A 23,445-nucleotide genomic window follows, 5' to 3' on the forward strand; every position below is an offset into this window, starting at 1 on the left:
TGAGGTCGCCCGGCTCAGGAGCTGATGAGTTCGCGGGCTCGTTCGGCGCCAGCGAGCAGACGGTCACGGCAGGCCGGCAGCCGGTCCGGGCTCTCGTCGCCCGTGAAGCCGATGAGGTGGAGGGAGAGCGCGACGGTCCCGTCGGCGGTGCGTACGGGGACGGCGAGGGAGGTGACCTCGGTCAGTTCGTGCAGCGCAGTCCGCAGACCGGGTTCGGGCCCCCGGTCGACGAGCCGGCGCAGGAGGTCCTTGGCGTCGCCGGTGTCGAGCGCTCCGTTCTCCACCAGCCGTTCGAAGCGGTCCGCGGTCGCGTGCCCGGTGGTCACCTGGTAGCCCAGGGCACGCACCGCGGCGAGATCCTCACGTGCCGTCCGCCCGCCCTGCTCGCCCGCCAGGTGCCCGCTTCTGGTGATCCAGGCGTCCTGTTCGGCCGGTGAGGCCCAGGCGACGAACAGCGGCCCGAACGGGGCGGCCAGCGGGAAGGCGGCACCGACGCGTGTGGGACTCCCCTGGGGCGAGACTCCGACACCGGCGGCCACCAGGGAGACGACATGGTCGTCCACGGCCGCGCTGACCAGGCATTCGAGGTTCAGATCGCGGGCGATGGCCTCGGCCTCGGGGCGGACGGCGTCGGCGAGCCGCAGCCGAACGCCCGGTTCGGACGACCGGGCCTGGAGCGACAGGGGCGCGGGCGCGCCGTATCCACCCCTCAGGAACAGCAGGGGCAGCACGGGCGACGCCGGTACCTCGATGTCCCGGACGCGGCCCAGGACGATGTCGTGGTCACCGGCTTCGACGACCGACTCGATGTCGCAGTCGACCCACAGGACGGCCTGGTCCACGCGGGGGCTCCCGGAGGGAGCGTCACTGCCGCAGTGGTGCTGGAACCGTCCGGCCTCCTTCGTGAAGAACGACCGGCACACCTGCTCCTGACCGGCGCCGAGGACGCTCACGCAGAACCGGCCGGCCTTCCGGATACGCGGCCAGGAGGTGCTGGTGCGGTCGGGGAGGAAGGAGACGAGGGGCGGTTCGAGCGAGACGGAGGTGAAGGTGCCCACGACCATCCCGACGGGTGTGCCGTCCGCCTCGCGCGAGGCGACCAGGGCCACGCCCGTCGGGTAGTGCGCGAGCGCCCTGCGGAACTCGGCGGGTGCGATCGACCCGGTCGGGGGAGCTTCCATGGCGAGCCGGTACCTCATTTCAGAATCTGAACTCTGATTCTAGATTATGGCCGGAAGCCGACCAGGTCAATGCACCGCCCCGCACGGCCACGACCCGGGAGCCACGCCACGGCGCACCGAGGTCCATGGCGACGCCGGGCGCGGCCGTGGCGGCGATCGCACAGCCGAGCACATACCCGACCAGCCTAATCAGAATCTTAATTCTGATATTTGTTTCACGTCCACCCCTAGCCAAGGGGCGGGACTCCATGCATCATCCGAACAGCCAGAATCAAAATTCTGATTGTCGTTTGGCTGGATTTCGGCCTGCCACCATGGGTGTGGCACACCAGCCTTCGTGCTCGACGAGGAGCCGCCTCGATGTCCCACTCGCCCTCCCCTGCCCTGGCCCGACGCCCTTGGTATCTGGCCACACTCGGCGGGCTCGCCTCCTACCTCGACAGTGGTGTGCTGTTCGCGACCGCGCTGTCCATCTCCCTCTGGCAGAGCCAGTTCGGCCTGAGTGCGTGGTCGGTCGGCGCGGTCAGCGCGCTCCTGGGCCTCTCCATCGGCGCCGGTTCGCTCTTCGGTGGGCGCATCGGAGACCGCTTCGGCCGCAAGCGGGTCTACTCCGCGGACCTGATGGTGTTCGCGTTCGGTCTGCTGTGGCTGATCTTCGCGGTCAACGAGCCCATGCTGTACGTCGGTGTCGTCCTGACCGGGCTGGCGGCCGGGGCCGACATGCCCGCCTCCCTGGCCCTGATCGGCGAGATCGCCCCGGCGGACAAGAGGGGGCGGCTGATCTCCTACGCACAGCTCATGTGGGGCATCGGCATCATCGTGGTCCAGATCGTCGCCAAGCTGACCGCGTTCAGCGGCACGCTCATGCCACGCCTGCTGTTCGGTCAGCTCCTGCTGGTCGCCGTGGTCACGTGGCTGCTGCGCCGACGACTGCCCGAGTCCGAGGTCTGGGTCGCCGACCGGGAGCGGCGACAGGTCCGGGACGGCCGCTCCTGGGTCCAGGTGCTGAGCCGTCCGATCGTCGGCGGCCTGTTGTTCACCACCGTGTTCTATCTGCTGAGCGCCTCGATGACGAACTTCTTCGCCAGTTTCGGCGCCTACGCGATGATCGGCCTGTTCCACTTCGACCTGCCCACGGTGACGTCCGTCATGACGATGATCGGCCCCGTCGGTCTGGTGTGCAGCATCGTCTTCATGCGTCTGGTCGACCGCCGCACGGCGCGCTCCGCGATGTTCGCCGTCGGTGCCGTCGTCCAGGTGGTCGCCCTGCTCGTCCTGGTGGTCCTGCCGCTCGACTCGACCGTCTTCGTCATCTGTTTCATGGCCATGATCGCGGGCTCCAGCTTCGCCGGCGAGGGCAACTACAAGGTCTGGTCCCAGGAGATCTTCCCCACCTCGCTGCGCGGCACGGCACAGGGCATCAGCTTCGGCGTCGCGCGCATCGGAGCCGCCCTCTTCGCCCTGGTCACCCCCACGCTGCTGCACAACGACCCCAAGTTCGTCCTCACCCTGCTGCTGATCGCCACCGTCGTGGCGATGGGAGTCGGATTCGTGTTCCAGCCCCGCACCACGGGCTCCACGATCGATGAGATCGACGCCGCCTTCGCCACCGACGCGCCCCCCGGCGGCACGGCGGAGGCCGTCGCGCGCAAGCACGCTTCCGCCGCGGAACCGTCCGCCTGACCGTTCGCTCCGTGCCGAGCGCGGGAAGCGGAAGTGCGGGGCCGGCCCTCTGGGGGCCGGCCCCGCACTGGCGCGTGCGCGACCGCACTGGCGTGTGCGCGACCGCACTGGCGTGTGCGCGACGCCACGGCAGCACGCCGAAGCGACCGTCGCAGCCGGCCAGAGCTTCGCGAGGCCGTCGGCCGCACCGGTGCGAGCCGCCCTCCCCGAGTCCCCACGACCGGTAGGCCGCCGGCCGCCGCCCTGCTCGGGCGGCGGCCGACGGCCTGCCGGGGGATCGTGCGGCGGGCACCGGTCAAGAGCGCTCCGGTACGTCCCGGACGAGTTCGTACTCGACGTCCTCGGCGGACCGGCAGACCAGCACGCGGTGGGCGCCCGCCGGAACCCGCCAGGCGGCCGACGCCGCGTCCCAGCGGGACCAGGCGCGCTCGTCGAGACGGACCCGCACCTCGGCCGACTCCCCCGCGCCCAGGGTGACCCCGGCGAAGCCGCCCAGCCGTGCGTCCTTCTCCCCGGGCGCCGCCAGGTACACCTGTACGACGTCACGGCCGGGCCGGTCACCGGTGTTCGTCACGGTCAGCCGTACCGACCACGTCTCCGGCCGCTCAGGACCGCCGGCCCCGTCCCGGACGAGTTCGGCGCGTCCGTACCGCCAGGTGGTGTAGCCCTGGCCGGCGCCGAAGGCGAAACGGGCCCGGGTGCCGGTGCCGAGCAGATGGCGGTAGCCGGTCGGTTCGGCCGCCGTGTAGTGCCGGGTGAGGTCGGCGTCGAGAGTCTCCCCGTGGGTGGAGCGGTCGGCGTCGGTGCGCGGAACGGTCACCGGCATACGGCCGCCCGGTTCGTCGTCGCCTGCCAGCACACGGGCGAGCGCCTCACCGTATCCCTGGCCCGCGTACCAGGTCTGGAGCACGGCGGGGACGTCGTCCGCCCAGGGCGCGTCGACCGGACGCCCGGCGTTGACGACGACGACGGTGTGCGCGTTGGCGTCCGCCACGCGCCGGATCAGCTCCCGCTGTTCCGCGGGGAGTGCGGAGTGGGGCAGGTCGCGGCTCTCGCGGGCGGTCCGCAGTTCGTCGCCGACGACCAGCACGACGGCGTCGGCGTCCTCGGCGGCGCGAACCGCCCGTGCCAGGGCGTCCGGTGTGACGGGAGGTGCGGCGCTCACGGTGAGGGCCTGGACCCGCCCGCCCTCGGTGGTCATGTCGGCGACGATGCTCACCGGCTCGCCGACCCGCAGTTCGACGGTACCCGTGCTGGTCTCCGCACGGGCGACCTGGCCCATGAGGTCGCCGGGGGCGGGTGCGGGCCGGTGCGCGAGGCGCCGGCCGTCGACCGTGAGCACGGTGTCACCGGATCCGCCCGCGCCGATCGTCCACAGGCCGTCCCGGTCGGGCGTGAGGACGGCGGTCAGGCGCAGCCGGCCCGGCTCGGTGGTCGGCCCGACGCCCGGGACCGTGCCGAACCAGACGAAGGAGCTGTCGCCGCGGGTCTCGGACACGACAGGGGTGTCCTCGCGGAAGTGTTCCAGCAGGACACCGCGGTGCCCGTCCGGCGTGGTGACGTCGAAGGCCCCCAGGGGTGCCGCGGGCGTGCTGTCCACGCCTCGTTCGTGGACGATCTCGCAGGAGGAGCCGAAGCGTGCGCGCAGCGCCTCGATCGGGGTGAGAGCGCTGTCGGCGGGACGGACCCGGCCGAACGTGGCTCCCTGGTGACAGGGCCGGTCGGCGTTGGGGCCGATGACGGCGAGCCGGGTGAGGCGGTCCGGTTCCAGGGGCAGCAGCCGGTTTCCGTTGCGCACCAGGACGAACGAGGCCGCGGCGGCCCGCACCAGGATCTCGTGGGCGCGTTCGGCGGGAACGTGCTCGTCGGGACGGGCCGGGACGGGGTCGGCGCCGTCGAGGCGGCCGACCCGCCGGGCCAGGCGCAGCAGTCGGGTCGTGGCGTCGTCGACGCGCTCCTGCGGCACCTGCCCGCGCTCGACGGCCTCGGCGAGGCGTCGGCCGAAGTGGATGGCGGGTCCCGGCATCTCCAGGTCGCAGCCGGCGAGAGCCGGGCCCACGGTCTCGTGCAGGGCGAAGTAGTCGGAGACGACGAGCCCGTCGAAGCCCCACTCCCCCTTGACGATGTCCAGCAGTTCGGTGCTGGCCGCGCAGGGAACGCCGTTGAGCCGGTTGTAGGCGGTCATCAGGGCCCAGGCCCCGGCCCGGACGGCGAGTTCGAAGGGCCGCAGATAGACCTCGCGCAGCGAGGCGTCGTCCACCTTGCTGTTCATGCGCTGGCGTTCGGTCTCGGTGTCGTTGGCCACCAGGTGTTTCGGGACGGCGGCCACCCCCTGCCCCTGGAGTCCCTGGACGAAAGCGGCTCCCAGCAGGCCGGCCAGCAGCGGGTCCTCGGAGAGCATCTCGAAGGTGCGGCCGGACAGGCCGGTGCGGGCGAGGTTGAGGTTGGGGGCGTAGACCGCGTCGATGCCGCGGCGGCGGGCCTCCGACGCCTCGGCCGCGGCGACGGCCCGGACCGTGGAGGGGTCCCAGGTCGCGCCGAGGGCGATGCCGCTGGGCAGGAGCAGAGAGGTGTCACGTTCGTCGAAGGTCGGACTGACCAGGCCGAGCGGTCCGTCCACCAGCACCACCGGCCGCAGTCCGAGGTCCGGCTCGGCGAGTGTGGCCCAGCCGGAGGATCCTGCGGTGAGCCGGGCACGCGCGGCGGGGTCCACCGCGTCCAGGGGCGGCAGGCCGTCACGCCCGGAAGCCGGGACCGCGTCCCGGTCGCGCGCCTGCGGTGCCAGGTCGGTCATGAGGCGATCCTCCTGTCCAGGGGGCGGAGCCCCGTGCGGCTCGGCCGCTGGGCCCGCGCGGTGCGGACGACCCAGCTTCACATATTTAGAATTCTAATTCTAATCATGGCGGCGCCGCGACAGGCGGGGTGCCACCCGACTCGACCCGCTCCGGAACCGCGAACGCACCCGGCACCGGCAGACACCTTGACGGCGGCGCCCCGTGGAACCTAGTTTTCAGAATCATCATTCTGATACAACGTCCAGGGGCCGCGTGGTCCCATCGCCGCGCTTCCGCGCCCCCGGCCAGAACGGAACCAGCCTGTGAGTCACCTGATCGTCGGTATCGGCGGCACGACCCGCTCCGGATCCAGCAGCGAACTCGCCGTCCGCGCCGCCTTGACCGCGGCCGAGACGCGCGGCGCCCGGACCGTCCACTTCGGCGGGGACTTCCTCGCGTCCCTCCCGCACTACGCGCCGGAACGTCCTGAGCGCTCCGAGCAGCAGCGGCAGCTCGTCGAGGCGGTGCGCCGCGCGGACGGCCTGATCATCGGCTCGCCCGGCTACCACGGAGGTATCTCCGGGCTGGTCAAGAACGCCGTCGACCTGCTCGAAGACCTGCGGGACGACACCCGCGTCTACTTCGACGGCCGCGCGGTCGGCCTCGTCGTCACGGCGGCCGGCTGGCAGGCCTGCGGCACCACCCTCTCCGCCCTGCGCAACGTCGTGCACGCCATGCGTGGCTGGCCCACGCCGCTGGGTGTCACCCTCAACTCCGGCACCGGGCCGCTGTTCACCGCGGACGGGGAGTGCGCCGACGCCGCCGTCGGCGCCCAGCTGGACCTGCTCGGCGGCCAGGTCCACGAGTTCGCGGTCCGCTTCGGCGCACCGGCTCCCAGCGTGCGCGCGGCCTGAACCCGGCGACCAACCCGGCCACCTGACCCCGCGGACCTCCCTGACAGGGTCCGCGGCGGGCGGCACGTCGGGCCGCGGGCCACCGTCCTGCGCCCCGGCGTGCCGCCGATCAACCCGAGAGCGGCTCGGCCTCGCCGTCGGCGCGCAAGAACGCCAGGGCCATCACGCCGAGATCCTCCAGCAGCGTGTCCAGATCCGTCCCCTCCGCCGCCGCGGCAGGCACGTCGAGCGCGAGTCCACGCGCCAACGCGGCGTAGACGACGGTGAAGCACGACCCCACCGCACGGACCGGATCGGCGTGCCGCATCTCGTCGTGCCGCGCCAGCAGCAGACCGGCGAAGCGCTCCCGCATGTCGAAGTACGCGGCCTTGCCCACCTTGGCCACCTCGGGGTCGACCGCCCCCCGCTGCTGGAACGCTCCGAGCACCCGCCCCTGACGCTCCAGCAGCGCGGCGAACCCCGCGATCAGCCGGGGCAGCAGCTCCGCCAGGGAGACTCCGGTCCACCGGTCGGGGTCGGTCAGCGCCCGGTGTTCCGCGAGCATCCCGGTCAGGAAATGCCCCTGTGCCGCCCGCAGCAGGTCGTCCTTGCCGTCCACCCGCGTGTAGATCGAACCGATGGACACCCCGGAACGCTTGCTGACCTCGGTGAGGGCGAAGCCGGCGTACCCCTTCTCGGCCAGCAGCTCCAGCGTGGTGTCCAGGACCAGCTCGAAGGAGCGCTGGCTCCGCTCCTGCTTGGGCGCGCGGTAACCACCGGGCGCGGTCGACTGCTCGGAAGGTGAAGGCACCACAGCAGTCTAGGGCGCTTCTGACGGATCTCCGTGGGAGAAGGAGCGGCGTTCGGTGCGTGCCCTCGGCGTGCGGTGTGCAGGGTCATGTGGCGGAGCCACCTGGCCCTGCACACCGTGCGGTGAGGGGGCGTGCCGGGCGTCGTGACGCCGCGGAGATCCGTCAGAAGCGCCCTAGGGGCCGTCTCCACGGTCACCGGTGTCCAGGTCCCGACCCCGTCCGCTGCGGGAGCCGGTCGGGGCGCGTCGCCGGGACTCAGGCCGGGTAGGCGTGGGTCTGTGTCGCCTTGACCGTGGCCCAGACCGGTGCGCCCGGGTGCAGGCCGAGTTCGGCGGCGGCGACGGTGGTGAGGTCGGCGGCGAGAGCGAGATCGCCGGTGAGGGCGGCTCGGATCCGGTCGCCGTGGGTCTCCAGGCCCGCGATCTCGCAGTGCCACAGGTTGCGGGCGCTGGAGCCGGTGGGGCGGTCGCGGTGGAGGGTGACCGCGCTCGGCGGGAAGGTGACGAAGACCGGCCCGGTGAGGTCCTCGGTGGTGGTGATCGCGGGCCCGGCGTCGAGCCGTACGGTGTGGCCCTGGGCCTCCCCCGTGTAGAGGTTCAGGCCGACGAGGTGGGCGATGTAGTCGGTGCGCGGGTGGCGGGCGATGTCCTGCGGGGTGCCTTCCTGCACCACGTGCCCGTCCTCGACGACGACCAGGCGGTCGGCCAGGACCATCGCGTCGAGCGGGTCGTGCGTGACGAGTACGGCGACGGCCTCGAAGTCGGCGAGGTGACGGCGGAGCTGGGCGCGGACGTCGAGGCGGGTGCGGGCGTCGAGCGCGGCGAGGGGCTCGTCGAGGAGGAGCAGCCGGGGGTGCGTGGCGAGGGCGCGGGCGAGGGCGACACGCTGGGCCTGGCCGCCGGAGAGCCTGCGGGGCTTGGCGCCGGCGTGTTCGGCGAGGCCCATCCGTTGCAGCCACTCGGCGGCCCGGGCCCGCGCCTCCGCTTTGCCGGCGCCGTGGCAGCGGGGGCCGAAGGCCACGTTGTCGAGGGCGGTGAGATGGGGAAAGAGCAGGTAGTCCTGGAAGACGACGCCGACCGGGCGGGACTCGGGCGGTGTGCGGTGCAGCGGGGCGCCGTCGAGCCGGAGGTGTCCGTCCGTGAGGGGGACGAGACCGGCCAGCGCGCGCAGGGCGGTGGTCTTGCCGGCGCCGTTGGGGCCGAGCAGGGCGACCACGTCACCGGGGGTGGCCGTGAGGGTGACGTCGAGGCGGAAACGGCCGCGGTCGACCACGAGACGGGCGTCCAGGCCCTCGTCGGCGGGACGGGACACGGTGCCGGTGTCGTGCGCGGTGTCGTCGAGGTCGGTCATGAGGCGGTCATCCAGCGGTCGCGCAGTCCCGCGAGGACCGCGATCGACACGGCCAGCAGGACGAGGCTGAGGGCGATGGCCGCCTCCGGTTCGCTCTGGAGGGCCAGGTACACGGCCAGCGGCATGGTCTGGGTACGGCCGGGGAAGTTGCCGGCGAAGGTGATCGTCGCGCCGAACTCGCCCAGCGCCCGTGCCCAGGCCAGCACCGCCCCCGCCGCGATGCCCGGGGCGATCAGGGGGAGCGTGACGCGGCGGAACGCGGTGAACCGGGAGGCGCCCAGGGTGGCCGCGGCCTCCTCGTAGCGCGGGTCGGCGGCGCGCAGGGTGCCCTCGACGCTGATGACGAGGAACGGCATGGCGACGAACGCCTCGGCGACCACGACCCCGGCGGTGGTGAAGGGCAGGGTGACGCCGAACCAGGCGTCGAGCCACTGTCCGACGACCCCGTTGCGGCCGAGCGCGAGCAGCAGCGCCACACCCCCGACCACCGGCGGCAGGACGAGCGGCAGGGTGACCAGGGCCCGGAGGAAGCCGCGTCCGGGGAAGTCCACGCGGGCCAGCAGCCAGGCCAGCGGCACACCGAGGACCAGGCTCACCGCGGTGGCCGCCGTGGCGCACAGCAGGGACAACCGCAGGGCCTGCCACACCTCGGGGCTGGTCAGCTGCTGCGGCAGACTGTGCCAGGGGGTGCGGACGAGCAGGGCGATCAGCGGCAGGACCAGGAACGCCAGCCCCACGAGTGCGGGGACCAGCAGCGGCAGCGGAACGCCCCGTCCGGCACCTGCGCGGTCACGCCCGCGCCGTGGCCCACCCGTGAGGGTGTCGGCCACGGCCGAGGACCTGTCGTGGGGGGAGGTCACGGCTGGAGGAACCCGGCCTCGGTCAGGACCTTCTGGCCCTCGGCGGACCGCACCAGGGCGATGAACGCCTCGGCGGCCTCGGCGTTCGGTGCGTCCTTGAGCAGGGCGATCGGGTAGTCGTTGACGGCGTCGGCCGACTCGGGGAAGTCCACGCCCTCCACCTTGTCACCGGCAGCCTTCACGTCGGTCTGGTAGACGACCGCGGCGTCGGCCTCCTTCAGCACCACCTTGTTGAGGGCGGCCTTGACGTCCTCCTCGTAGGAGACGGGGGTGAGCTTCAGCGCGCTGGCGTCCAGGGCCTTCTGGGCGGCGGCACCGCACGGCACCGCCTCGTCGCACAGCACGACCTTCAGATCCGCGTCCGTGAGGTCCTTCAGGGAGGCGATCTCGTCCGGGTTGCCGGGCAGCGTGGCGATCTCCAGCTGGTTGCGGACGAAGGTGACCGGCTCGGTGGCGTTGTCCTTCGCGTCCGTCACGATCGCCATGGTCTTGGCGCTGGCCGAGGCGAAGACGTCCGCCGGCGCACCGCCGGTGATGCTCGCCGCGAGCGTGTCGCTGCCGCCGAAGCTGAAGGTGACCTTCGTGCCCGGGTGGGCCTTCTCGAACTCCTCGCCCAGGGTCGTGAAGCTCTCCTTCAGCGAGGCGGCGGCGAACACGGTCACCGTGCCCGACAGCTGGTCCGAGGAGGACGCCGAGGCGGAGGAGCCGGACGTGGCGGACGACGAGTCGTCGGAGGAGGAGCAGGCGCCCAGGGCCAGCAGTGCGGCGGCGCTCGCACCGGTCACCTGCATCGTCCGGCGGGTGCGACGGGTCCGGCACACGGAACGGGTTGTCACGGATCTGCTCCTCCTCGTGCGGCTGCCTCACCGGTCCGGTAGGCGTGCATACGCTCAGCATACTGCCGCACATGCCAGGCGTAAGCAGCACATGACCTGGCAGGAGCCGGTCCATTGGACTTCAGGGGTTGCATGTGCGCCTGCACGGACATCGTCTGGACCGCCACGGAGCCCGGCACACCAGCGGCATCGGGGCGACAGCCGTGACGGGCGGCGGCGGTGGTGACCGCCGCCGCCCGTCACGGCCGGACCGTCAGGAGTCCTCGATGGTGATGAAGGGGTCCCACTGGAAGTACCCCTTCAACTGCCGGTGGCGGTCGAGGATCTGGAAGGAGAAGTGGTACACGACCTTGCCGACGCTCTTCACCGTGGTGCGCCAGTAGTGGTCCTGGTACCTCTGCGTCACGAAGTCCGGACTGCCCTCGCTGCCCTCCCGCGGCAGCGGATAGACGCCGTCGACCACCTCGATCTCCGGCGTCCTGATGAGTGTGTGATCGCGGTCGCTGCTCACGTACCGGTACAGCAGCGCCTTGTAGTCGCTGCCCAGCGACACCGTCGTCTCCCGCCACCGGATGGTGTCCCCGGGCTCGGCCCGCAGGTTCAGCTCGGCGCCCGAGGTGCCGACGATGTGGTCGTGCCGCGTCGTCATGTAGATGAGGCTCTGGTCAACGTAGGTCGGCGCGTCGGGATTCCGTGACGCGTTGGGATTCTGCTCGACGATCGTGGCCGCGTCGAACGCGATCAGTACGTTCAGGTCCGCCATTTCTTTCCCCCTGGGGATTCGAGATTTCCTGTTGCGGGAGTTTCCGTCGCGAGCGTTTCCATTGCGAGTTTTTCGGTCACGGGGATTCCGGTCACGGGGTTTTCGGCACCTTGTACGCCATGGCCCGCGGATAGTCGTGCCGGTGCAGTCGGACGCGGACCAGGAGGGGTCCGGCGTTGACCGGGTCGCGCGGGTCGCCGAGCCGGGCCAGCAGGTCGTCCAGCTCCGCGGGGCGGGCGACGCTGAGGCCGCTCGCCGGGGTGTCCTGGCCGGCGAAGACGGCCGCGAGGCGGTCGTAGTGCCAGGGGTGGAGGACGTTGTAGAAGTCCGGCTCCGCGGGGTCCTGTGCGGCGTAGTAGGCCGGGTGCACCAGCATCTGCTCGATGCCGTAGAAGGCCCCGTTGTCCAGGACGAACACGACCGAGCGCAGCCCGAGCCGGGTGTGCGTGGAGATCTCCTGGCAGGTCTCCTGGAAGGCGCCGTCGCCGACGAACACCATCGGGCGGGCGCCCTCGCGTTCCGGGGCGAGCGCGGCGCCGGTGGCCGCGCCGACCGACCAGCCGATGGACAGCCAGCTGATCTGGGACAGGAAGCCGCCCGCGGGCCGGGACAGGTTCATCGAGCCGATGAGGGAGAACGCGGCGTCGGACACGACCGTCCAGTCGTCCGTGGTCTCCTGGCCCAGGAAGTGGTTGACCCGGTCGAACACCCCGTCGTACGTGAGCCGTTCGGCGTCCCGGGACCGCGCACCGCTGACGCTCAGCGAGGCACGGTGCTGCGCCAGGCCGGCGGGGCGGTCGTCCCGTGCTCCCCGGTAGCTGTAGGACTCGGCGTAGTAGTCCGCGGACAGTCCCCCGGAGCCGTAGGCCTTCACCAGCGCGTCCTGGACGGCGGGCAGCAGCTGGGCGAGCTGGACGTCGGGGAAGTAGGAGGTGCCGACGCTGACGCCGCCGTGCGCCGCCATCACCCAGTCGGTGCCGACGCTCTGCTCACCGCCGAGGTTCTTCGACGTGGACCAGGCCCCGAGCCCGATCCGGCAGGTGGCCCAGTCCTTGAAGATCGCGTACACGTCCGGATGGCTGGCCTTGCCGTTGTAGACGCCGTGGAACTGCGGCAGGTCCTCGTCCACGACGGCCTTGGCGCCGACGGTCGTGCAGAACGGGACGCCGGTGGCCTCCACCAGGTCGGTGAGTTCCCCGCCGAGCCGGTACCGGTCGATCTCCTCGCCGGCCCACACGATCGGGCGGGGCCTGCCGTCCGGGCCGGGGTGCTCCTCGATCAGGGCGAGGATCGCGTGCACGGCCTGGTCCAGCATGCTCTGGTTGCGCGCGCCGAAGGGCCGTTCGCGGCGGACGATCGACCCCGTCGGCTCGGGGCAGGGCTCGTCCCACAGGTCTTCCATGACCTCCAGGTAGACCGGCCGGCGCTCGGAGACGCAGGCGGTGAGCGCGGCGTCGATCTGGGCGGGCGCCAAGCCCGGGTGGGAGATGACCTGTGCGTCCACGGTGACCTGCCGGTAGACGTCCAGGTTGCTCTCGGCACGGGGGCTCATGTGCGAGGTGAGCAGCCCGACCGCGCGGAAGTTCTGCCACTGCTCGTACGGCGGGCAGGCGTTGACGGCGATGAGCGGGACCTGCTCGACGTACGCGCCGCCGCAGGCGTTGAGCAGGTTGAACGCGCCCACGCTGTACGTCACCGCCGCGGCGCCCACGCCGTGGATGCGGGCGTAGGCGTCGGCGGCCTGGCCGGCGCCGCCCTCGGTCGGAGTGCCGACCCAGTCGATGTCGCCCTCGGCCCGCAGGGCGGTGAGGAACGGGCCGAGGTGGTTGCCGGGGACGCCGAACAGATGGGTGATGCCCAGCTCGGCCAACCGCCGGGCGAGATAGCGGGCGACCGTGCAGGCGGGGGTGAGCGCGCTCACGAGGACTCCCCTTCCCGGTCCGCACCCGGGACGTCCTGGTCCGGGCCTTTCCTGTCGGTGACCGGCGGCGCCTGATGGACGGCGAGGGCGGCGCGGACGGCGCTCTCCAGGGCGCCCTCGATCCAGGCGTGCTTGAGGGACGTGTGCTCGCCGGCGAAGTGCACCGGGCCCTCGGGCCGGGAGACGTCCAGGTGGAAGCTGGTCATCTGGTGCGCGGTGTAGATGGCGGCCTCGCCGAAGGCGTACGGGTCGCGGGCCCAGCTCTGGGTGGCGCCCCGGCCGGTGAAGAACACCTCGATGCGACGGCCGTGCACGGCCTGGAGGTTGCGCAGGGCGTAGAGGTAGCGCTCCGCCTTCGGCATGGAGTCCCAGCGTGCGGCGTCGTCGGACCAGGAGTACGAGGCGAGGACGACGCCGCCGCCCGTGCCGTCCGCGACCGGGTGCGAGGGGTAGTACATGAACCGGTTGGGGTTGTCGGTGGCGGAGCCCCCGCCGAAGCAGTGGGTGGCGGGCCGGACGGCGGGGCCGCGCAGCGGCAGACTCCCGTCGATCCGCCGCATCTCCTCGGTGACGAGGCTGTCCTTGACGGCGGCGCCGAGCAGCCCGGCCCCGGGCTCGGGCAGCGTGGGCACGGACACGGTCCCGGTGTCCGCCTCGTGCCCCCGCCGGTAGTACTCGTACAGGCCGGGCGCGATGCCGTCCAGCGTGTCGCGCCAGTCGTCCTCGGTGAACTCCCACCAGCGGTGGCTGAACTCGAGCAGCACCTTGGTGGCCTGGTCGTAGTGGGTCTCGATGACGGCGCGGCGCTTCTTGTACGACATCGAGGGGACGATCTCCACGAAGCGCAGCGCGGAGAACGGGATGGTGACGACCGCCAGGTCCGCCGTCCACAGACGGGGCAGTTCCTTCGGGTCCTCCTCGTCGACGGTCTGTACGGCGACGCCCCACCCGTCGGGCCCGACCGCCCCGGTGCCTTCGGGGTCGGTGTCGCGGCTGGGGTCGTGGTATTCGAGGCGGATCATGCGCTGGCCGAGCCGCACCTCGTCGCGCAGGCCCTGGTAGAGGGCGTGCGGCAGGCGCCAGCTGCCGCCGGGTATCTCCCAGTAGCGGACGCCCGGGTTGATGTCGCTGCGGCTCAGGAAGCTGTGGAAGAAGGAGAGGTAGAGCCGCGAGGACATGTTCTCCAGGGTTCCGACGGCCTCGACGGCCTCGTCGCTGAGCCCGGCGCGGTCGCGCAGGAAGGAGCCCATCGAGTAGCCGTCGAAGTCGCGGATCACCCGCGCCCAGCCCTCGACCCACTCGTCGAACGGCTTGTCGACCCGCTTGCCGTCGACGACGTCGGAGTAGTAGTCGCGCACGCTCTCCAGCGCATCGTCCACCATCCGCGCGACAGGGGCGCGGACCTCGTCGTCGGTGAGGTGGAAGCCCTCGTTGATCCGCTCGGGTCCGGCGGCGTAGTCGGCGCGCCGTACCTGGACGCGGTTGGCGCGGATCCAGGAGTTGCCGCGCTTGTCGGGTTCGGCGAAGTCCGGGCTGTCGTCGCCGTACGTCCACGTCCGGCCGGTGAAGGAGGTGTAGGTCACCGGGGGGACGGGCAGGTCGGGACCGCTTCCCGTGTGGGGATCGATGTCCACGTTGTAGAACTGGCGCCGGCCGAGCCCCAGTTTGTCGACCAGGGCGAGGACGAGCGGGTGGAAGTCGGGCAGCCGCATGGCCCCGGCCTCGGCGTACTGGGCCGGGTCGGCGAAAGGCTGGTGGTGCTTGGTGGTGCGGAAGGTCTTGATGCGTCCGCCGACACGGTTGGCGTTCGCCTCGAGGATGGTGACGTCGTGCCCGGCGTCCTTGAGCAGCCGGCCGACGACGAGGCCGGTGATGCCGGCGCCGATGACGAGGACCTTCTTGCGCGGGTGGCGGGTGGTACCGAGGCGGCCCGTGTCTATCAGAGCGTGCAGGTATTCGAGCTTGAGGTCTTTTCCGTCGGGTCCGACGAGGAGGAGTTCACGGGCGAGCCTGAGACAGGTCTGCCAGCGGGCACGGGTGGCGGAGTTGTCCCGTGGAGTGTCGGTCATAGCCTGTGATCGTAGATATGCCGAAACGATTTATCGGCTCACCCGGAAGACAAAGTCCTGAAACTGCCGAGAGGACCTGGTGGCGCGATTCCTACTTGCCTGAATTCCCACCGGGAAAGCGGAAGATCCCCGAGGGACGGAAGGGAAGTCGGAGGCAACTGACAGAGAAATTCACTCATGGAATGTGAAGACCCTGAGGTGAGTGCGTGCCGACCCCACCCACCGATCCGACGGAAAACCGCCACCCACTCCCACAACTGGCCGACCGAACAGCTACGTCGACCTACACATCCGGCCAACGTGCACCTGTCCCGTGCCGCTTCACCAGCGGGCGAGCGGCGTTCTCGGCACCACTGGACGTACGTTCATCGAACTCGAATTCGACCGGGAGAGCAATACGAGCGGAGAACAAGGACGGTTCGTCGGAGTTGAAGAAACAGCCCGCTTCCGGTGCGGTCACCCCTCGTTCAGCGCCACCGCCGCGGCCTCACCCCGCGTACTGACCTCCAGCTTCCTCAGCACGCCGGTGACGTGGAACTTGACCGTGCTCTCGGTCACGCCCAGCTCGTCCGCTATGGCCTTGTTCCGTCTGCCCTGCGCGAGGAGTCGCAGCACCTCCCGCTCCCGGACGTTGAGGCTCGCCAGCTTGGTCTCACGCGGCCGAACGGCCGGCGGGTCGACGGGAAGGGCGACGCTCACCCGGCTTCCCCAACCGGGCGCGCAGTCCAGCTGAACCGTGGCGCCCAAGGTCCTGGCCCGTCCTTCCAGTTGGCTGGAGAGCGCGTTCACGTCGAGGCTCCCGGCCTCCTGGTCCCTCACGTCGATCCGCAAGGTCGTGCCGTCGCACGTCCATGCGATGCGCAGCCGGGAGAGGTACGGCTGCGCGATGAAGGCCAGCACGGCGGTTCTGGTCATGGCCCGAGCGGCATGGGCGACCTCCCCGGGCAGTGTCCGGGCCGCCTTGGCCGGCGGTACGAACTCCACACGCGCCCCGTGGTGCTTCAGCAACTGCCGCATGTCCTTGCGCAGCTTCGTGAACGCCGTCTGCGCGGGTTCCTCGGTCAGCGCCAGGTCCGTCTCCTGCGCCGACCGCAGGGCCACGAGCGCGAGGGACGCCGACTCGGTGGCGGCGGTACGGGCACGGCGGTCGTCGAGCGCCGTGCTGCGCAGGGTGTTCAGGATGGACAGCAGCGCGCTTTCCTGGGCGGCTGCCATCTCGGCCATGGTGCGTGCCCGCTCGCTGGAGGCAGCCCGTGACTCGGCGAGGTAGTCCGGACTGGCCTGGGAGACCTGCTGCCGGATCGAGGTCGCGACGATGCCGAAGAGCGCGGCGAGAGTGCTCGGCTCGGGAAGGCGGACCCGCCCCGCCCGAGGTACGAGGACGAGCAGGGTGTCGACCGGATCGCGGACGACCCAGACCGTGCGGTTCATCCCTCCGACCGCCGCGGTGGTGCTGATCGCCCGTCCGGGCCGGAGCTGCGCCTTCAGTTCCTCGAGCTCGGCGATCGTGACCTTGTTGACCATGTCCGTCGCCCCCGCGACCTTCCGCGGCCGGCCGGTGCACTCGCGCGTGAAGATGACCAACGCCGTGTGCGGCCAGCGGTCCGACAGGCAACGGGAGAACCTGAGCGCGATCTCGTGCAGCGGACCCTCGACGACCTCGCGCAGCGCGAGCAGGTGCGCCTCTGACGGCGGTGTCTCCATGTCGGGCATTCTTCGCACCCTAGCCGGTGCGCCGACTGGCCGGAAGTCGAGTTCTCACTGGTCCGTCGGCCAGGTGGCCGGCCGCCGGTCCAGGGCTAACGTCGCAGGTGGCATGCGCGGCGCGCGTGCCGAGCCCGATCCACTGATGAAGGAACCAGTTCAGATGCCTCAGCAGGTCCGCGGTGTGATTGCCCGTTCCGAGGGAGCTCCGGTCGAGCTCACCGACATCGTCATCCCCGATCCGGGGCCGGGGGAGGTCGTCGTCGACATCGCCGCGTGCGGCGTGTGCCACACCGACCTGACCTATCGCGAGGGCGGCATCAACGACGAGTTCCCGTTCCTCCTCGGCCACGAGGCCGCCGGCACCGTGGAGAGCGTCGGCGACGGCGTGGAGTCGGTGAAGCCGGGCGACTTCGTCGTCCTGAACTGGCGTGCCGTGTGCGGGCGGTGTCGGGCCTGTAAGCGCGGGCGACCCCAGTACTGCTTCAGCACGTTCAACGCCGCCCAGAAGATGACCTTGACCGACGGCACGGAGCTCACGCCCGCCCTCGGCATCGGCGCCTTCGCCGACAAGACCCTGGTCCACGCCGGGCAGTGCACCAAGGTGGATCCCGCCGTGGACCCCGCCGTCGCCGGTCTGCTCGGCTGCGGTGTCATGGCCGGCCTCGGTGCCGCCGTCAACACGGGCGGGGTGAGCCGGGGCGACTCGGTGGCCGTCATCGGCTGCGGTGGCGTCGGCGACGCCGCGATCGTCGGTGCACGCCTGGCGGGCGCTTCGAAGATCATCGCGGTGGACCGGGACGACAAGAAGCTGGCCTGGGCGGCGGACCTGGGCGCCACCCACACGGTCAACGCCGGTGAGACCGACGCCGTCGCCTCGATCACGGAGCTCACGGGCGGTTTCGGCGCCGACGTCGTCATCGACGCGGTCGGCCGCCCCGAGACCTGGAAGCAGGCGTTCTACGCACGCGACCTCGCGGGCACCGTGGTCCTGGTGGGCGTGCCCACGCCCGACATGACCCTGGACATGCCGCTGCTCGACTTCTTCTCCCGCGGTGGTTCGCTGAAGTCCTCCTGGTACGGCGACTGCCTGCCCGAGCGCGACTTCCCGATGCTGGTCGACCTCCACCTCCAGGGCAGGCTGCCGCTGGAGAAGTTCGTCTCCGAGCGCATCGCGCTCGAAGACGTCGAGAAGGCCTTTCACACCATGCACGCCGGTGAGGTGCTGCGCTCGGTGGTCGTCCTGTGACGGATCTGCGCATCGAACGGGTGGTCACCTCCGGCGTCTTCGCCCTCGACGGCGGCACCTGGGACGTCGACAACAACGTATGGCTGGTCGGCGACGACACCGAGGTGGTGATCATCGACGCGGCACACGACGAGCGGTCGATCGTCAAGGCCGTGTCGGACCGGGACGTGGTGGCAGTGGTGTGCACCCACGGTCACAACGACCATGTCACCGTCGCCCCACAGCTGTCCCGCGAGGTGCAGGCGCCGGTGCTGCTGCACCCGGGGGACCAGGAACTGTGGGAGATGACCCATCCCGGGCAGCCCTTCCATCGCGCGACGGACGCGCAGCGCATCGGTGTGGCGGGGACGACGGTGGAGGTGATCCACACGCCCGGACACTCTCCCGGCTCCGTCTGCCTGTACCTGCCCGAAGCCGAAGCGCTGTTCACGGGCGACACGTTGTTCGCGGGCGGCCCCGGAGCCACCGGCCGGTCCTTCTCCGACTTCCCCACCATCATCGGATCGATCAGAGACCGGCTGCTCACACTGCCGGAGGACACCAGGGTCCACACCGGACACGGTGACGGCACCACCATCGGCGCGGAGGCACCGTTCCTGGCGGAGTGGATCGCGCGGGGCCACTGAGATCCGGGCCGGCACCCGCCTCGACGCACCTCCTGGAGAGCACCCGTAGCCCTACCGCCGGAACCGCGCCGGCTGGCCGGGACGCGTGGGCGGCGGCACCGGGATCGTCCAGCCCGCCCACCGCCTGGAGTACGTCCGTGCGGCACTCCGGGACCCGGTCAGGAGGGTTCCCGGAGTGCCGGTCCCCGGCACGCAGCGGTTTACGCCGGCTGGGTGGCCCCGACGATCCCGGCGCCGTTCGTCCGCGCGGTGTCGCCGAGCCAGTGCGCGCTCGGCTTCGGCGTGCGGGTCTGGGTGTCGCGGTCGACGGCGACGAGGCCGAACTTCGGACGGTAGCCGAAGATCCACTCGTAGTTGTCGAAGGCGGTCCAGGCGATGTAGCCGCGGACGTCGATCCCGTCGGCCAGGCACGCCGCGACGCCGGCGACCGCGGTGCGCAGGTAGTCGAGGCGCTGGGTGTCGTCCTCGGTGGCGAGGCCGTTCTCGGTGACCAGGACCGGGACGCCGGCGACGGCCGCCGCCTCCCGGACGGTCGCCTCCAGTCCCTGCGGGTAGATCTCCTCCCCGAGCTGGTTCACGGGCGCGCCGGCCGGGACGGGGGCGAGCCCGTCGGCGTCGAAGACATGGCGGCCGTAGGTCTGGATGCCGACGAAGTCGTCGCCCTGGGAGGCCAGCAGATACCGCTCGTTGACCTCGCGCCGCACCGTCTCGGCCCGCTCCTCGCCGCCGGGGGCCGCGTGGATGTCGGAGTTCGCGAGCGTCCAGCCGACCATGAGGTCCGGGCGGTACGACTTGATCGCGGCCACGGCAGCGCGGTGGGCCGCGAGCTTCACCTCGAAGCCGGCCTCGGAGGCCGTGAACTGGAACGGCGCCACCCGCCGCGCCTCGATGCCGAGGCGTTCGGCGGCCGCCGCCCACACCGGCACCGACGCCCGGTGCTCGGGGGCCTCGCCGCCGATGCCGATCGCGGCGAGGAGCGCGGGGAGGTTGGGCTCGTTGAGGGTGCAGGCGACGTCGACGAGGTCGCCGAGGTGCTCGGTCACCACCTTGCAGTAGCGGGCGAACCGCGCAGGCGTCTCGGCGTCCTCCCAGCCGCCGGCCGCGAGCAGCCAGCGGGGCGAGGTGAAGTGGTGGTAGGTGACGACCGTCCGCAGGCCGTGTTCCCGGCACGTCTCCAGGACCCGGCGGTAGTGGGCGAGGGCCGCCGCCGAGAACTGCCCCTCCTCGGGCTCGATCCGCGCCCACTCCAGGGAGAAGCGGTAGCTGGTGAGGCCGAGGGAGGCGAGCAGCGCGATGTCCTCGCGGTAGCGGTGGTAGTGGTCGATCGCGTCCCCGGAGGGCTCGGCGAAGATCGTGCCGGGCAGGTTCTCCAGGAGCCAGGTGTCGCTGTTGACGTTGTTGCCCTCGACCTGGTGGGCGGCGGTGGCGACGCCCCAGTGGAAGCCGTCGGGGAAGGGGGCGTGGGGGGTGGCGTTCATGGTGTCCTCTCGGTGCCCGCTCAGCGGACGCCCTTGACGAAGGTGACGGTGATGCTTCCGGCCAGGCACAGGGCGGCCGCCCCGAACCACAGGAGCCGGTAGTTGTGGCCCGCGCCGAGCGCGAGGACGGCCGGCGCGACGGCGGGGACGATGATGTTGGGCACGTTGAGGGCGAGGCCGAACACGGCCATGTCCTTGCCGGTGTCGCGGGCGTCGGGCAGGACGGCCGCGCAGAGGGCGAGGTCGGCGGTCAGGTACGTGGCCTGGCCGATCGCGAAGACCACCCACGCGACGATGAACTGCGTGAACGTGGTCGACGTGGCGCCGATGACGAGGGCGAGCGCCATCAGCACGGCGGCGACCGCGACCAGCGGCTTGCGGCGGCCGGTCTTGTCGGCCAGCCATCCCGAGCCGGTGAAGAACAGCACGCTGACCGGGGCCGAGATGAGGGAGAGCGTGCCCGCGTTCGCGCCCGCCTCCGCGATCGGCATGTGCAGGCCGTCCATCATGAAGTAGACGAAGTACGAGAACATGGCCGTCATCGCGATGCCGGCGAGGAACCGCGAGAGCCAGACCCAGGCGAAGTTCGGGTGCCGGCGCGGGTTGACCACGAAGGTGCGCGCGATGGCCTTGACGTCCAGCGGGGGCAGCTCGCTGCGGGCCTTCACCGGGTCCTTGTAGAGGAACAGCAGCGGCAGGCTGAGGACGATGGCGAGCAGGACCGGGACCGTCATCATCAGCAGCGGGGTGCCGACCAGCGCGGCGGCCAGGTAGGAGCCGGCCGAGAAGGCGAGCGCGCCGAACATGCCCATCACGCCCATGACCCGGCCGCGCTTGTGCTCGGGCAGTCCCTCGACGGGGATCACGGCGTAGGCGTTGAAACCGATCTGTGCGCCGAGGATGGCGACCAGGTACGCCACGACGACCACGGGAGCGGAGGACACCAGGCCGATCACGGCGCACCCCAGCAGCGCGAGGAGGAGACAGCCGATGATCCAGGGGCGCCGGCGGCCGAAGCGGCTGGTGGTCCGGTCCGACAGGGCGCCGGCCAGCGGCGCGGCGATGAGCAGCCCGAACGCGCTGATCGAGACGGCCGTGCTGTAGCTGGCGTCCTTCGACGCCGGGTCGATGCTCGCCAGGCGCAGCGACAACGCGGTGCTCAAGGTGAGGGACATGATGTACATCCCGACCGCCGCCACCATGACCAGGGCCATGGTCCTGCGGGTCGAACCCGTGACCGTCGGTGCCGCAGCACCTTCGGGGTTCTCTGCCGTGCGGGGCGCCGACCCGTGGTGCGCGGGGTCGTCGGCCTTCACGGCGAGGGTGGGGTCACTCATGTGGATCCTCCTTTGGACCGGAGCCGCCGTTGGCTCGAGGTGACCGCTGAGGCGCCTGCCTCGGAGCAGGACCGTAAACGAAAGTTCACCGCAATGGAACATGTTGAACGCGTTTTCTTGACCGTTGTGGCAAAGAAATCGGTGCGCTATCGTCTGGGCATGCCATGAGGGGAGGGCTGGATGACCCACGGGACGCAGGTCCCCGCCCGCAAGGGCAAGCGCGCGCCGTACGCGAACGGTGAGCGCAAGCGGGCCGAACTGGTGGACGCCGCCTTCCGGGCTTTCGCGGAGAAGGGCTACCAGGGGCTGTCGATCCGGCAGATCGCGGAGAGCGTCGGCACCAGCCACAGCCTTCTCCTGCACCACTTCGGGAACAAGGAAGCGCTGCTCGAGGCCGTACTCACGCGCCGCGAGGAGATCGAGCGACCGTGGCGCCACACGCTCATCGAGAAGCAGGGCCTCCTGCGGGCCGTACCCGAAGTCATGCGCCACCACGAGGCGATCCGTGGCGTCATCCGGCTCGATGTGACGCTGCGTGCGGAGGCCGACAGTCCGGATCATCCGGCGCACGAGTTCATCCGCCGCCGGGACGCCGAGTTCGTCGACTCGGTCCGCACGGAGCTCGAACACGAACTCGAGGAAGGCCGGCTCAAGCCGGGTCTCGACGTGAGCGTCGTCGCCCGCCAGATCACCTCCCTCATCGAGGGGATCCAGGCCGCCTGGCTCTACGACGAGTCCATCGACATGGCCGGCCACCTCGAGGCGTTCATGGCTCTGGTCTCCCGCCCCCCGGTGACCTGAGCGCAACGAGGTTCAGGCGCCGGCCCATCGGGCTCGGGGCACCGTCGGCGCGCGCACAGGAGTTCGCCCTTCTCCGAGGCGGTGCGCCGGTATGTACAGCTCGCCTGGGAGGACCGGTCGTGGGCGCGGATGCTGACGCGGGAGTCACCCGACAGCCCGCCCCCCGGTGAAGAGGAGCGGGCTGCCGAGCTGGTCGAGAACATCGGGCCATGTGCACGGCGATGACGCGGTGTGTCAGGTGCTGTGCGTGAAGGCCCAGTCGTTCTCCGGGGTGGCGGATGTGCGGGCGGGCGTGAGGGGTTCGGCTGACTCATGCGGGGCGGAGCCCCGGTCCTTCCAGTCGCCGCCGGTCACCAGGAGTGGGTCGAACATCACGACCACCGTGGCCAGGATCAGGAACATGCCCGGTCCGGCCAGCATCGGCAGCAGCAGTGCGGCGGGCGAGCCGCCCTGGCCGGTCGCGGTCCCGGGGTGCAGATGGACGTGGACCGCGGCGATGCCGGTGTAGTGCATGCCGCAGACCGCGAGCCCCATGACCACGCTGGCGCCCAGGGAAGGCAGGAAGCCCCGGATGGAGACGGCCGCCCAGAGCGCGGCGGTGGCGGCGACCACGGCGATCACCACGGAGAGGGCGACCGTGGTGGTGTCGTAGGTGATCTCGCCGTTGACCTGCACGGCCGACATGCCCAGGTAGTGCATCGCCGCGACGCCGAGACCGGTGATCGCGCCGGCGGTGCCCAGGGTCACCGGGGCCACGCCCCGGTAGCCGACGATGAAGATGCCGACGCTGACCACGACGACGGCGACCAGCAGGCTGAGCAGGGTGGTCGGCGCGTCGTAGGTGAGCGAGCCGCCGACCACGCTGAAGCCCAGCATGCCGATGAAGTGCATGGTCCATATGCCGCAGCCAAGGGAGGCGGCGCCCAGGGCCAGCCAGCCGGGCTTCCAGCCCTGGTGGTGGTGCATCGTGCGCACCACACAGCGCAGGCCCAGTGCGGCGCCGAGACACGCCACCAGAAAGGCCGCCACAGGGGTCACCACCCCGTAGCTGAAGCCGCCTGTCGAGCCGGACATGACTTCCTCCAGTGCTTTTACGGTGAGATGTCAG

The 23,445-nt window shown here is 71.2% G+C and carries 18 protein-coding genes; 5 read left to right on the plus strand and 13 right to left on the minus strand.

The genetic code is table 11. The features are described from left to right. Positions 1 to 14 precede the first annotated feature (14 nt). Complete coding sequence (locus ACFYWQ_RS14470; RefSeq protein ID WP_389516254.1) at positions 15 to 1,181, minus strand: flavin reductase; 1,167 nt, start codon at positions 1,179 to 1,181, stop codon at positions 15 to 17. A gap of 360 nt (positions 1,182 to 1,541) precedes the next feature. On the opposite strand from ACFYWQ_RS14470, the gene ACFYWQ_RS14475 reads away from it, so the two are divergent. Next, positions 1,542 to 2,864 (plus strand): MFS transporter, encoded by a 1,323-nt coding sequence (locus ACFYWQ_RS14475; protein WP_389516255.1) that lies wholly within the window; start codon positions 1,542 to 1,544, stop codon positions 2,862 to 2,864. Between the two features lie 295 nt (positions 2,865 to 3,159). Here the strand turns inward: ACFYWQ_RS14475 and ACFYWQ_RS14480 are convergent, their stop codons facing one another. Continuing rightward, positions 3,160 to 5,658: a beta-glucosidase gene (locus ACFYWQ_RS14480; RefSeq protein WP_389516257.1), complete on the minus strand. Its 2,499-nt coding sequence runs from the start codon at positions 5,656 to 5,658 to the stop codon at positions 3,160 to 3,162. Between the two features lie 303 nt (positions 5,659 to 5,961). Here ACFYWQ_RS14480 and ACFYWQ_RS14485 point away from each other — a divergent pair, with 303 nt between their 5' ends. Further along, complete coding sequence (locus ACFYWQ_RS14485; protein WP_389516258.1) at positions 5,962 to 6,552, plus strand: NADPH-dependent FMN reductase; 591 nt, start codon at positions 5,962 to 5,964, stop codon at positions 6,550 to 6,552. Positions 6,553 to 6,661: 109 nt separating this feature from the next. Here the strand turns inward: ACFYWQ_RS14485 and ACFYWQ_RS14490 are convergent, their stop codons facing one another. The 8 genes from ACFYWQ_RS14490 to ACFYWQ_RS14525 all read right to left on the minus strand — a co-directional run bounded on the left by ACFYWQ_RS14490 (position 6,662) and on the right by ACFYWQ_RS14525 (position 16,855). After that, positions 6,662 to 7,342: a TetR/AcrR family transcriptional regulator gene (locus ACFYWQ_RS14490; protein WP_389516260.1), complete on the minus strand. Its 681-nt coding sequence runs from the start codon at positions 7,340 to 7,342 to the stop codon at positions 6,662 to 6,664. Between the two features lie 256 nt (positions 7,343 to 7,598). Next, positions 7,599 to 8,693: an ABC transporter ATP-binding protein gene (locus ACFYWQ_RS14495; RefSeq protein WP_389516261.1), complete on the minus strand. Its 1,095-nt coding sequence runs from the start codon at positions 8,691 to 8,693 to the stop codon at positions 7,599 to 7,601. Beyond that, positions 8,690 to 9,553 carry an ABC transporter permease gene (locus tag ACFYWQ_RS14500; RefSeq protein ID WP_389516263.1) on the minus strand — a complete coding sequence of 288 codons (864 nt, stop codon included), beginning with the start codon at positions 9,551 to 9,553 and terminating at the stop codon, positions 8,690 to 8,692. Before ACFYWQ_RS14500 ends, ACFYWQ_RS14495 begins: the two co-directional genes overlap by 4 nt. After that, positions 9,550 to 10,344: a molybdate ABC transporter substrate-binding protein gene (modA, locus tag ACFYWQ_RS14505; protein ID WP_389517393.1), complete on the minus strand. Its 795-nt coding sequence runs from the start codon at positions 10,342 to 10,344 to the stop codon at positions 9,550 to 9,552. Before modA ends, ACFYWQ_RS14500 begins: the two co-directional genes overlap by 4 nt. Before the next feature lie 298 nt (positions 10,345 to 10,642). Continuing rightward, complete coding sequence (locus tag ACFYWQ_RS14510) at positions 10,643 to 11,152, minus strand: inclusion body family protein (protein WP_389516265.1); 510 nt, start codon at positions 11,150 to 11,152, stop codon at positions 10,643 to 10,645. Between the two features lie 91 nt (positions 11,153 to 11,243). Continuing rightward, positions 11,244 to 13,073, minus strand: coding sequence for a thiamine pyrophosphate-binding protein (locus ACFYWQ_RS14515; protein ID WP_389516267.1), 1,830 nt, complete (start codon positions 13,071 to 13,073; stop codon positions 11,244 to 11,246). Beyond that, positions 13,070 to 15,142 carry a flavin monoamine oxidase family protein gene (locus ACFYWQ_RS14520; RefSeq protein WP_389516269.1) on the minus strand — a complete coding sequence of 691 codons (2,073 nt, stop codon included), beginning with the start codon at positions 15,140 to 15,142 and terminating at the stop codon, positions 13,070 to 13,072. The genes ACFYWQ_RS14515 and ACFYWQ_RS14520 overlap by 4 nt, the downstream gene beginning before the upstream one ends. 456 nt (positions 15,143 to 15,598) lie before the next feature. Next, positions 15,599 to 16,855 carry a LuxR C-terminal-related transcriptional regulator gene (locus ACFYWQ_RS14525; RefSeq protein ID WP_389516271.1) on the minus strand — a complete coding sequence of 419 codons (1,257 nt, stop codon included), beginning with the start codon at positions 16,853 to 16,855 and terminating at the stop codon, positions 15,599 to 15,601. A 154-nt stretch (positions 16,856 to 17,009) separates the two neighbouring features. Here ACFYWQ_RS14525 and ACFYWQ_RS14530 point away from each other — a divergent pair, with 154 nt between their 5' ends. Together ACFYWQ_RS14530 and ACFYWQ_RS14535 are read left to right on the plus strand one after the other, a co-directional pair. Next, a complete protein-coding gene (locus ACFYWQ_RS14530; RefSeq protein WP_389516273.1) occupies positions 17,010 to 18,095 on the plus strand; it encodes an S-(hydroxymethyl)mycothiol dehydrogenase in 1,086 nt (361 codons plus the stop codon). Further along, complete coding sequence (locus tag ACFYWQ_RS14535; protein ID WP_389516275.1) at positions 18,092 to 18,721, plus strand: MBL fold metallo-hydrolase; 630 nt, start codon at positions 18,092 to 18,094, stop codon at positions 18,719 to 18,721. The genes ACFYWQ_RS14530 and ACFYWQ_RS14535 overlap by 4 nt, the downstream gene beginning before the upstream one ends. 200 nt (positions 18,722 to 18,921) lie before the next feature. On the opposite strand, the gene ACFYWQ_RS14540 is transcribed toward ACFYWQ_RS14535, so the two are convergent. Continuing rightward, a complete protein-coding gene (locus ACFYWQ_RS14540; RefSeq protein WP_389516277.1) occupies positions 18,922 to 20,199 on the minus strand; it encodes a glycoside hydrolase family 1 protein in 1,278 nt (425 codons plus the stop codon). 20 nt (positions 20,200 to 20,219) lie between these two features. Next, positions 20,220 to 21,536 (minus strand): MFS transporter, encoded by a 1,317-nt coding sequence (locus tag ACFYWQ_RS14545; RefSeq protein WP_389516279.1) that lies wholly within the window; start codon positions 21,534 to 21,536, stop codon positions 20,220 to 20,222. Between the two features lie 180 nt (positions 21,537 to 21,716). Here ACFYWQ_RS14545 and ACFYWQ_RS14550 point away from each other — a divergent pair, with 180 nt between their 5' ends. Further along, positions 21,717 to 22,337 (plus strand): TetR/AcrR family transcriptional regulator, encoded by a 621-nt coding sequence (locus tag ACFYWQ_RS14550; RefSeq protein WP_389516281.1) that lies wholly within the window; start codon positions 21,717 to 21,719, stop codon positions 22,335 to 22,337. A 234-nt stretch (positions 22,338 to 22,571) separates the two neighbouring features. On the opposite strand, the gene ACFYWQ_RS14555 is transcribed toward ACFYWQ_RS14550, so the two are convergent. Beyond that, entirely contained in the window at positions 22,572 to 23,411 is an 840-nt protein-coding gene (locus ACFYWQ_RS14555) for an MHYT domain-containing protein (protein ID WP_389516283.1), read from the minus strand. Positions 23,412 to 23,445: the final 34 nt, after the last annotated feature.

Origin of the sequence: Streptomyces sp. NPDC003247, assembly GCF_042888135.1 — a bacterium.
GTDB lineage: Bacteria > Actinomycetota > Actinomycetes > Streptomycetales > Streptomycetaceae > Streptomyces.

Coding starts and splice junctions, on each gene's coding strand:
- modA (WP_389517393.1), bottom strand. CDS start 10,344: ATGCAGGTGACCGGTGCGAGCGCCGCCGCACTGCTGGCCCTGGGCGCC.
- ACFYWQ_RS14495 (WP_389516261.1), bottom strand. CDS start 8,693: ATGACCGACCTCGACGACACCGCGCACGACACCGGCACCGTGTCCCGT.
- ACFYWQ_RS14550 (WP_389516281.1), top strand. CDS start 21,717: ATGACCCACGGGACGCAGGTCCCCGCCCGCAAGGGCAAGCGCGCGCCG.
- ACFYWQ_RS14530 (WP_389516273.1), top strand. CDS start 17,010: ATGCCTCAGCAGGTCCGCGGTGTGATTGCCCGTTCCGAGGGAGCTCCG.
- ACFYWQ_RS14545 (WP_389516279.1), bottom strand. CDS start 21,536: ATGAGTGACCCCACCCTCGCCGTGAAGGCCGACGACCCCGCGCACCAC.
- ACFYWQ_RS14470 (WP_389516254.1), bottom strand. CDS start 1,181: ATGGAAGCTCCCCCGACCGGGTCGATCGCACCCGCCGAGTTCCGCAGG.
- ACFYWQ_RS14525 (WP_389516271.1), bottom strand. CDS start 16,855: ATGCCCGACATGGAGACACCGCCGTCAGAGGCGCACCTGCTCGCGCTG.
- ACFYWQ_RS14555 (WP_389516283.1), bottom strand. CDS start 23,411: ATGTCCGGCTCGACAGGCGGCTTCAGCTACGGGGTGGTGACCCCTGTG.
- ACFYWQ_RS14540 (WP_389516277.1), bottom strand. CDS start 20,199: ATGAACGCCACCCCCCACGCCCCCTTCCCCGACGGCTTCCACTGGGGC.
- ACFYWQ_RS14475 (WP_389516255.1), top strand. CDS start 1,542: ATGTCCCACTCGCCCTCCCCTGCCCTGGCCCGACGCCCTTGGTATCTG.
- ACFYWQ_RS14480 (WP_389516257.1), bottom strand. CDS start 5,658: ATGACCGACCTGGCACCGCAGGCGCGCGACCGGGACGCGGTCCCGGCT.
- ACFYWQ_RS14510 (WP_389516265.1), bottom strand. CDS start 11,152: ATGGCGGACCTGAACGTACTGATCGCGTTCGACGCGGCCACGATCGTC.
- ACFYWQ_RS14520 (WP_389516269.1), bottom strand. CDS start 15,142: ATGACCGACACTCCACGGGACAACTCCGCCACCCGTGCCCGCTGGCAG.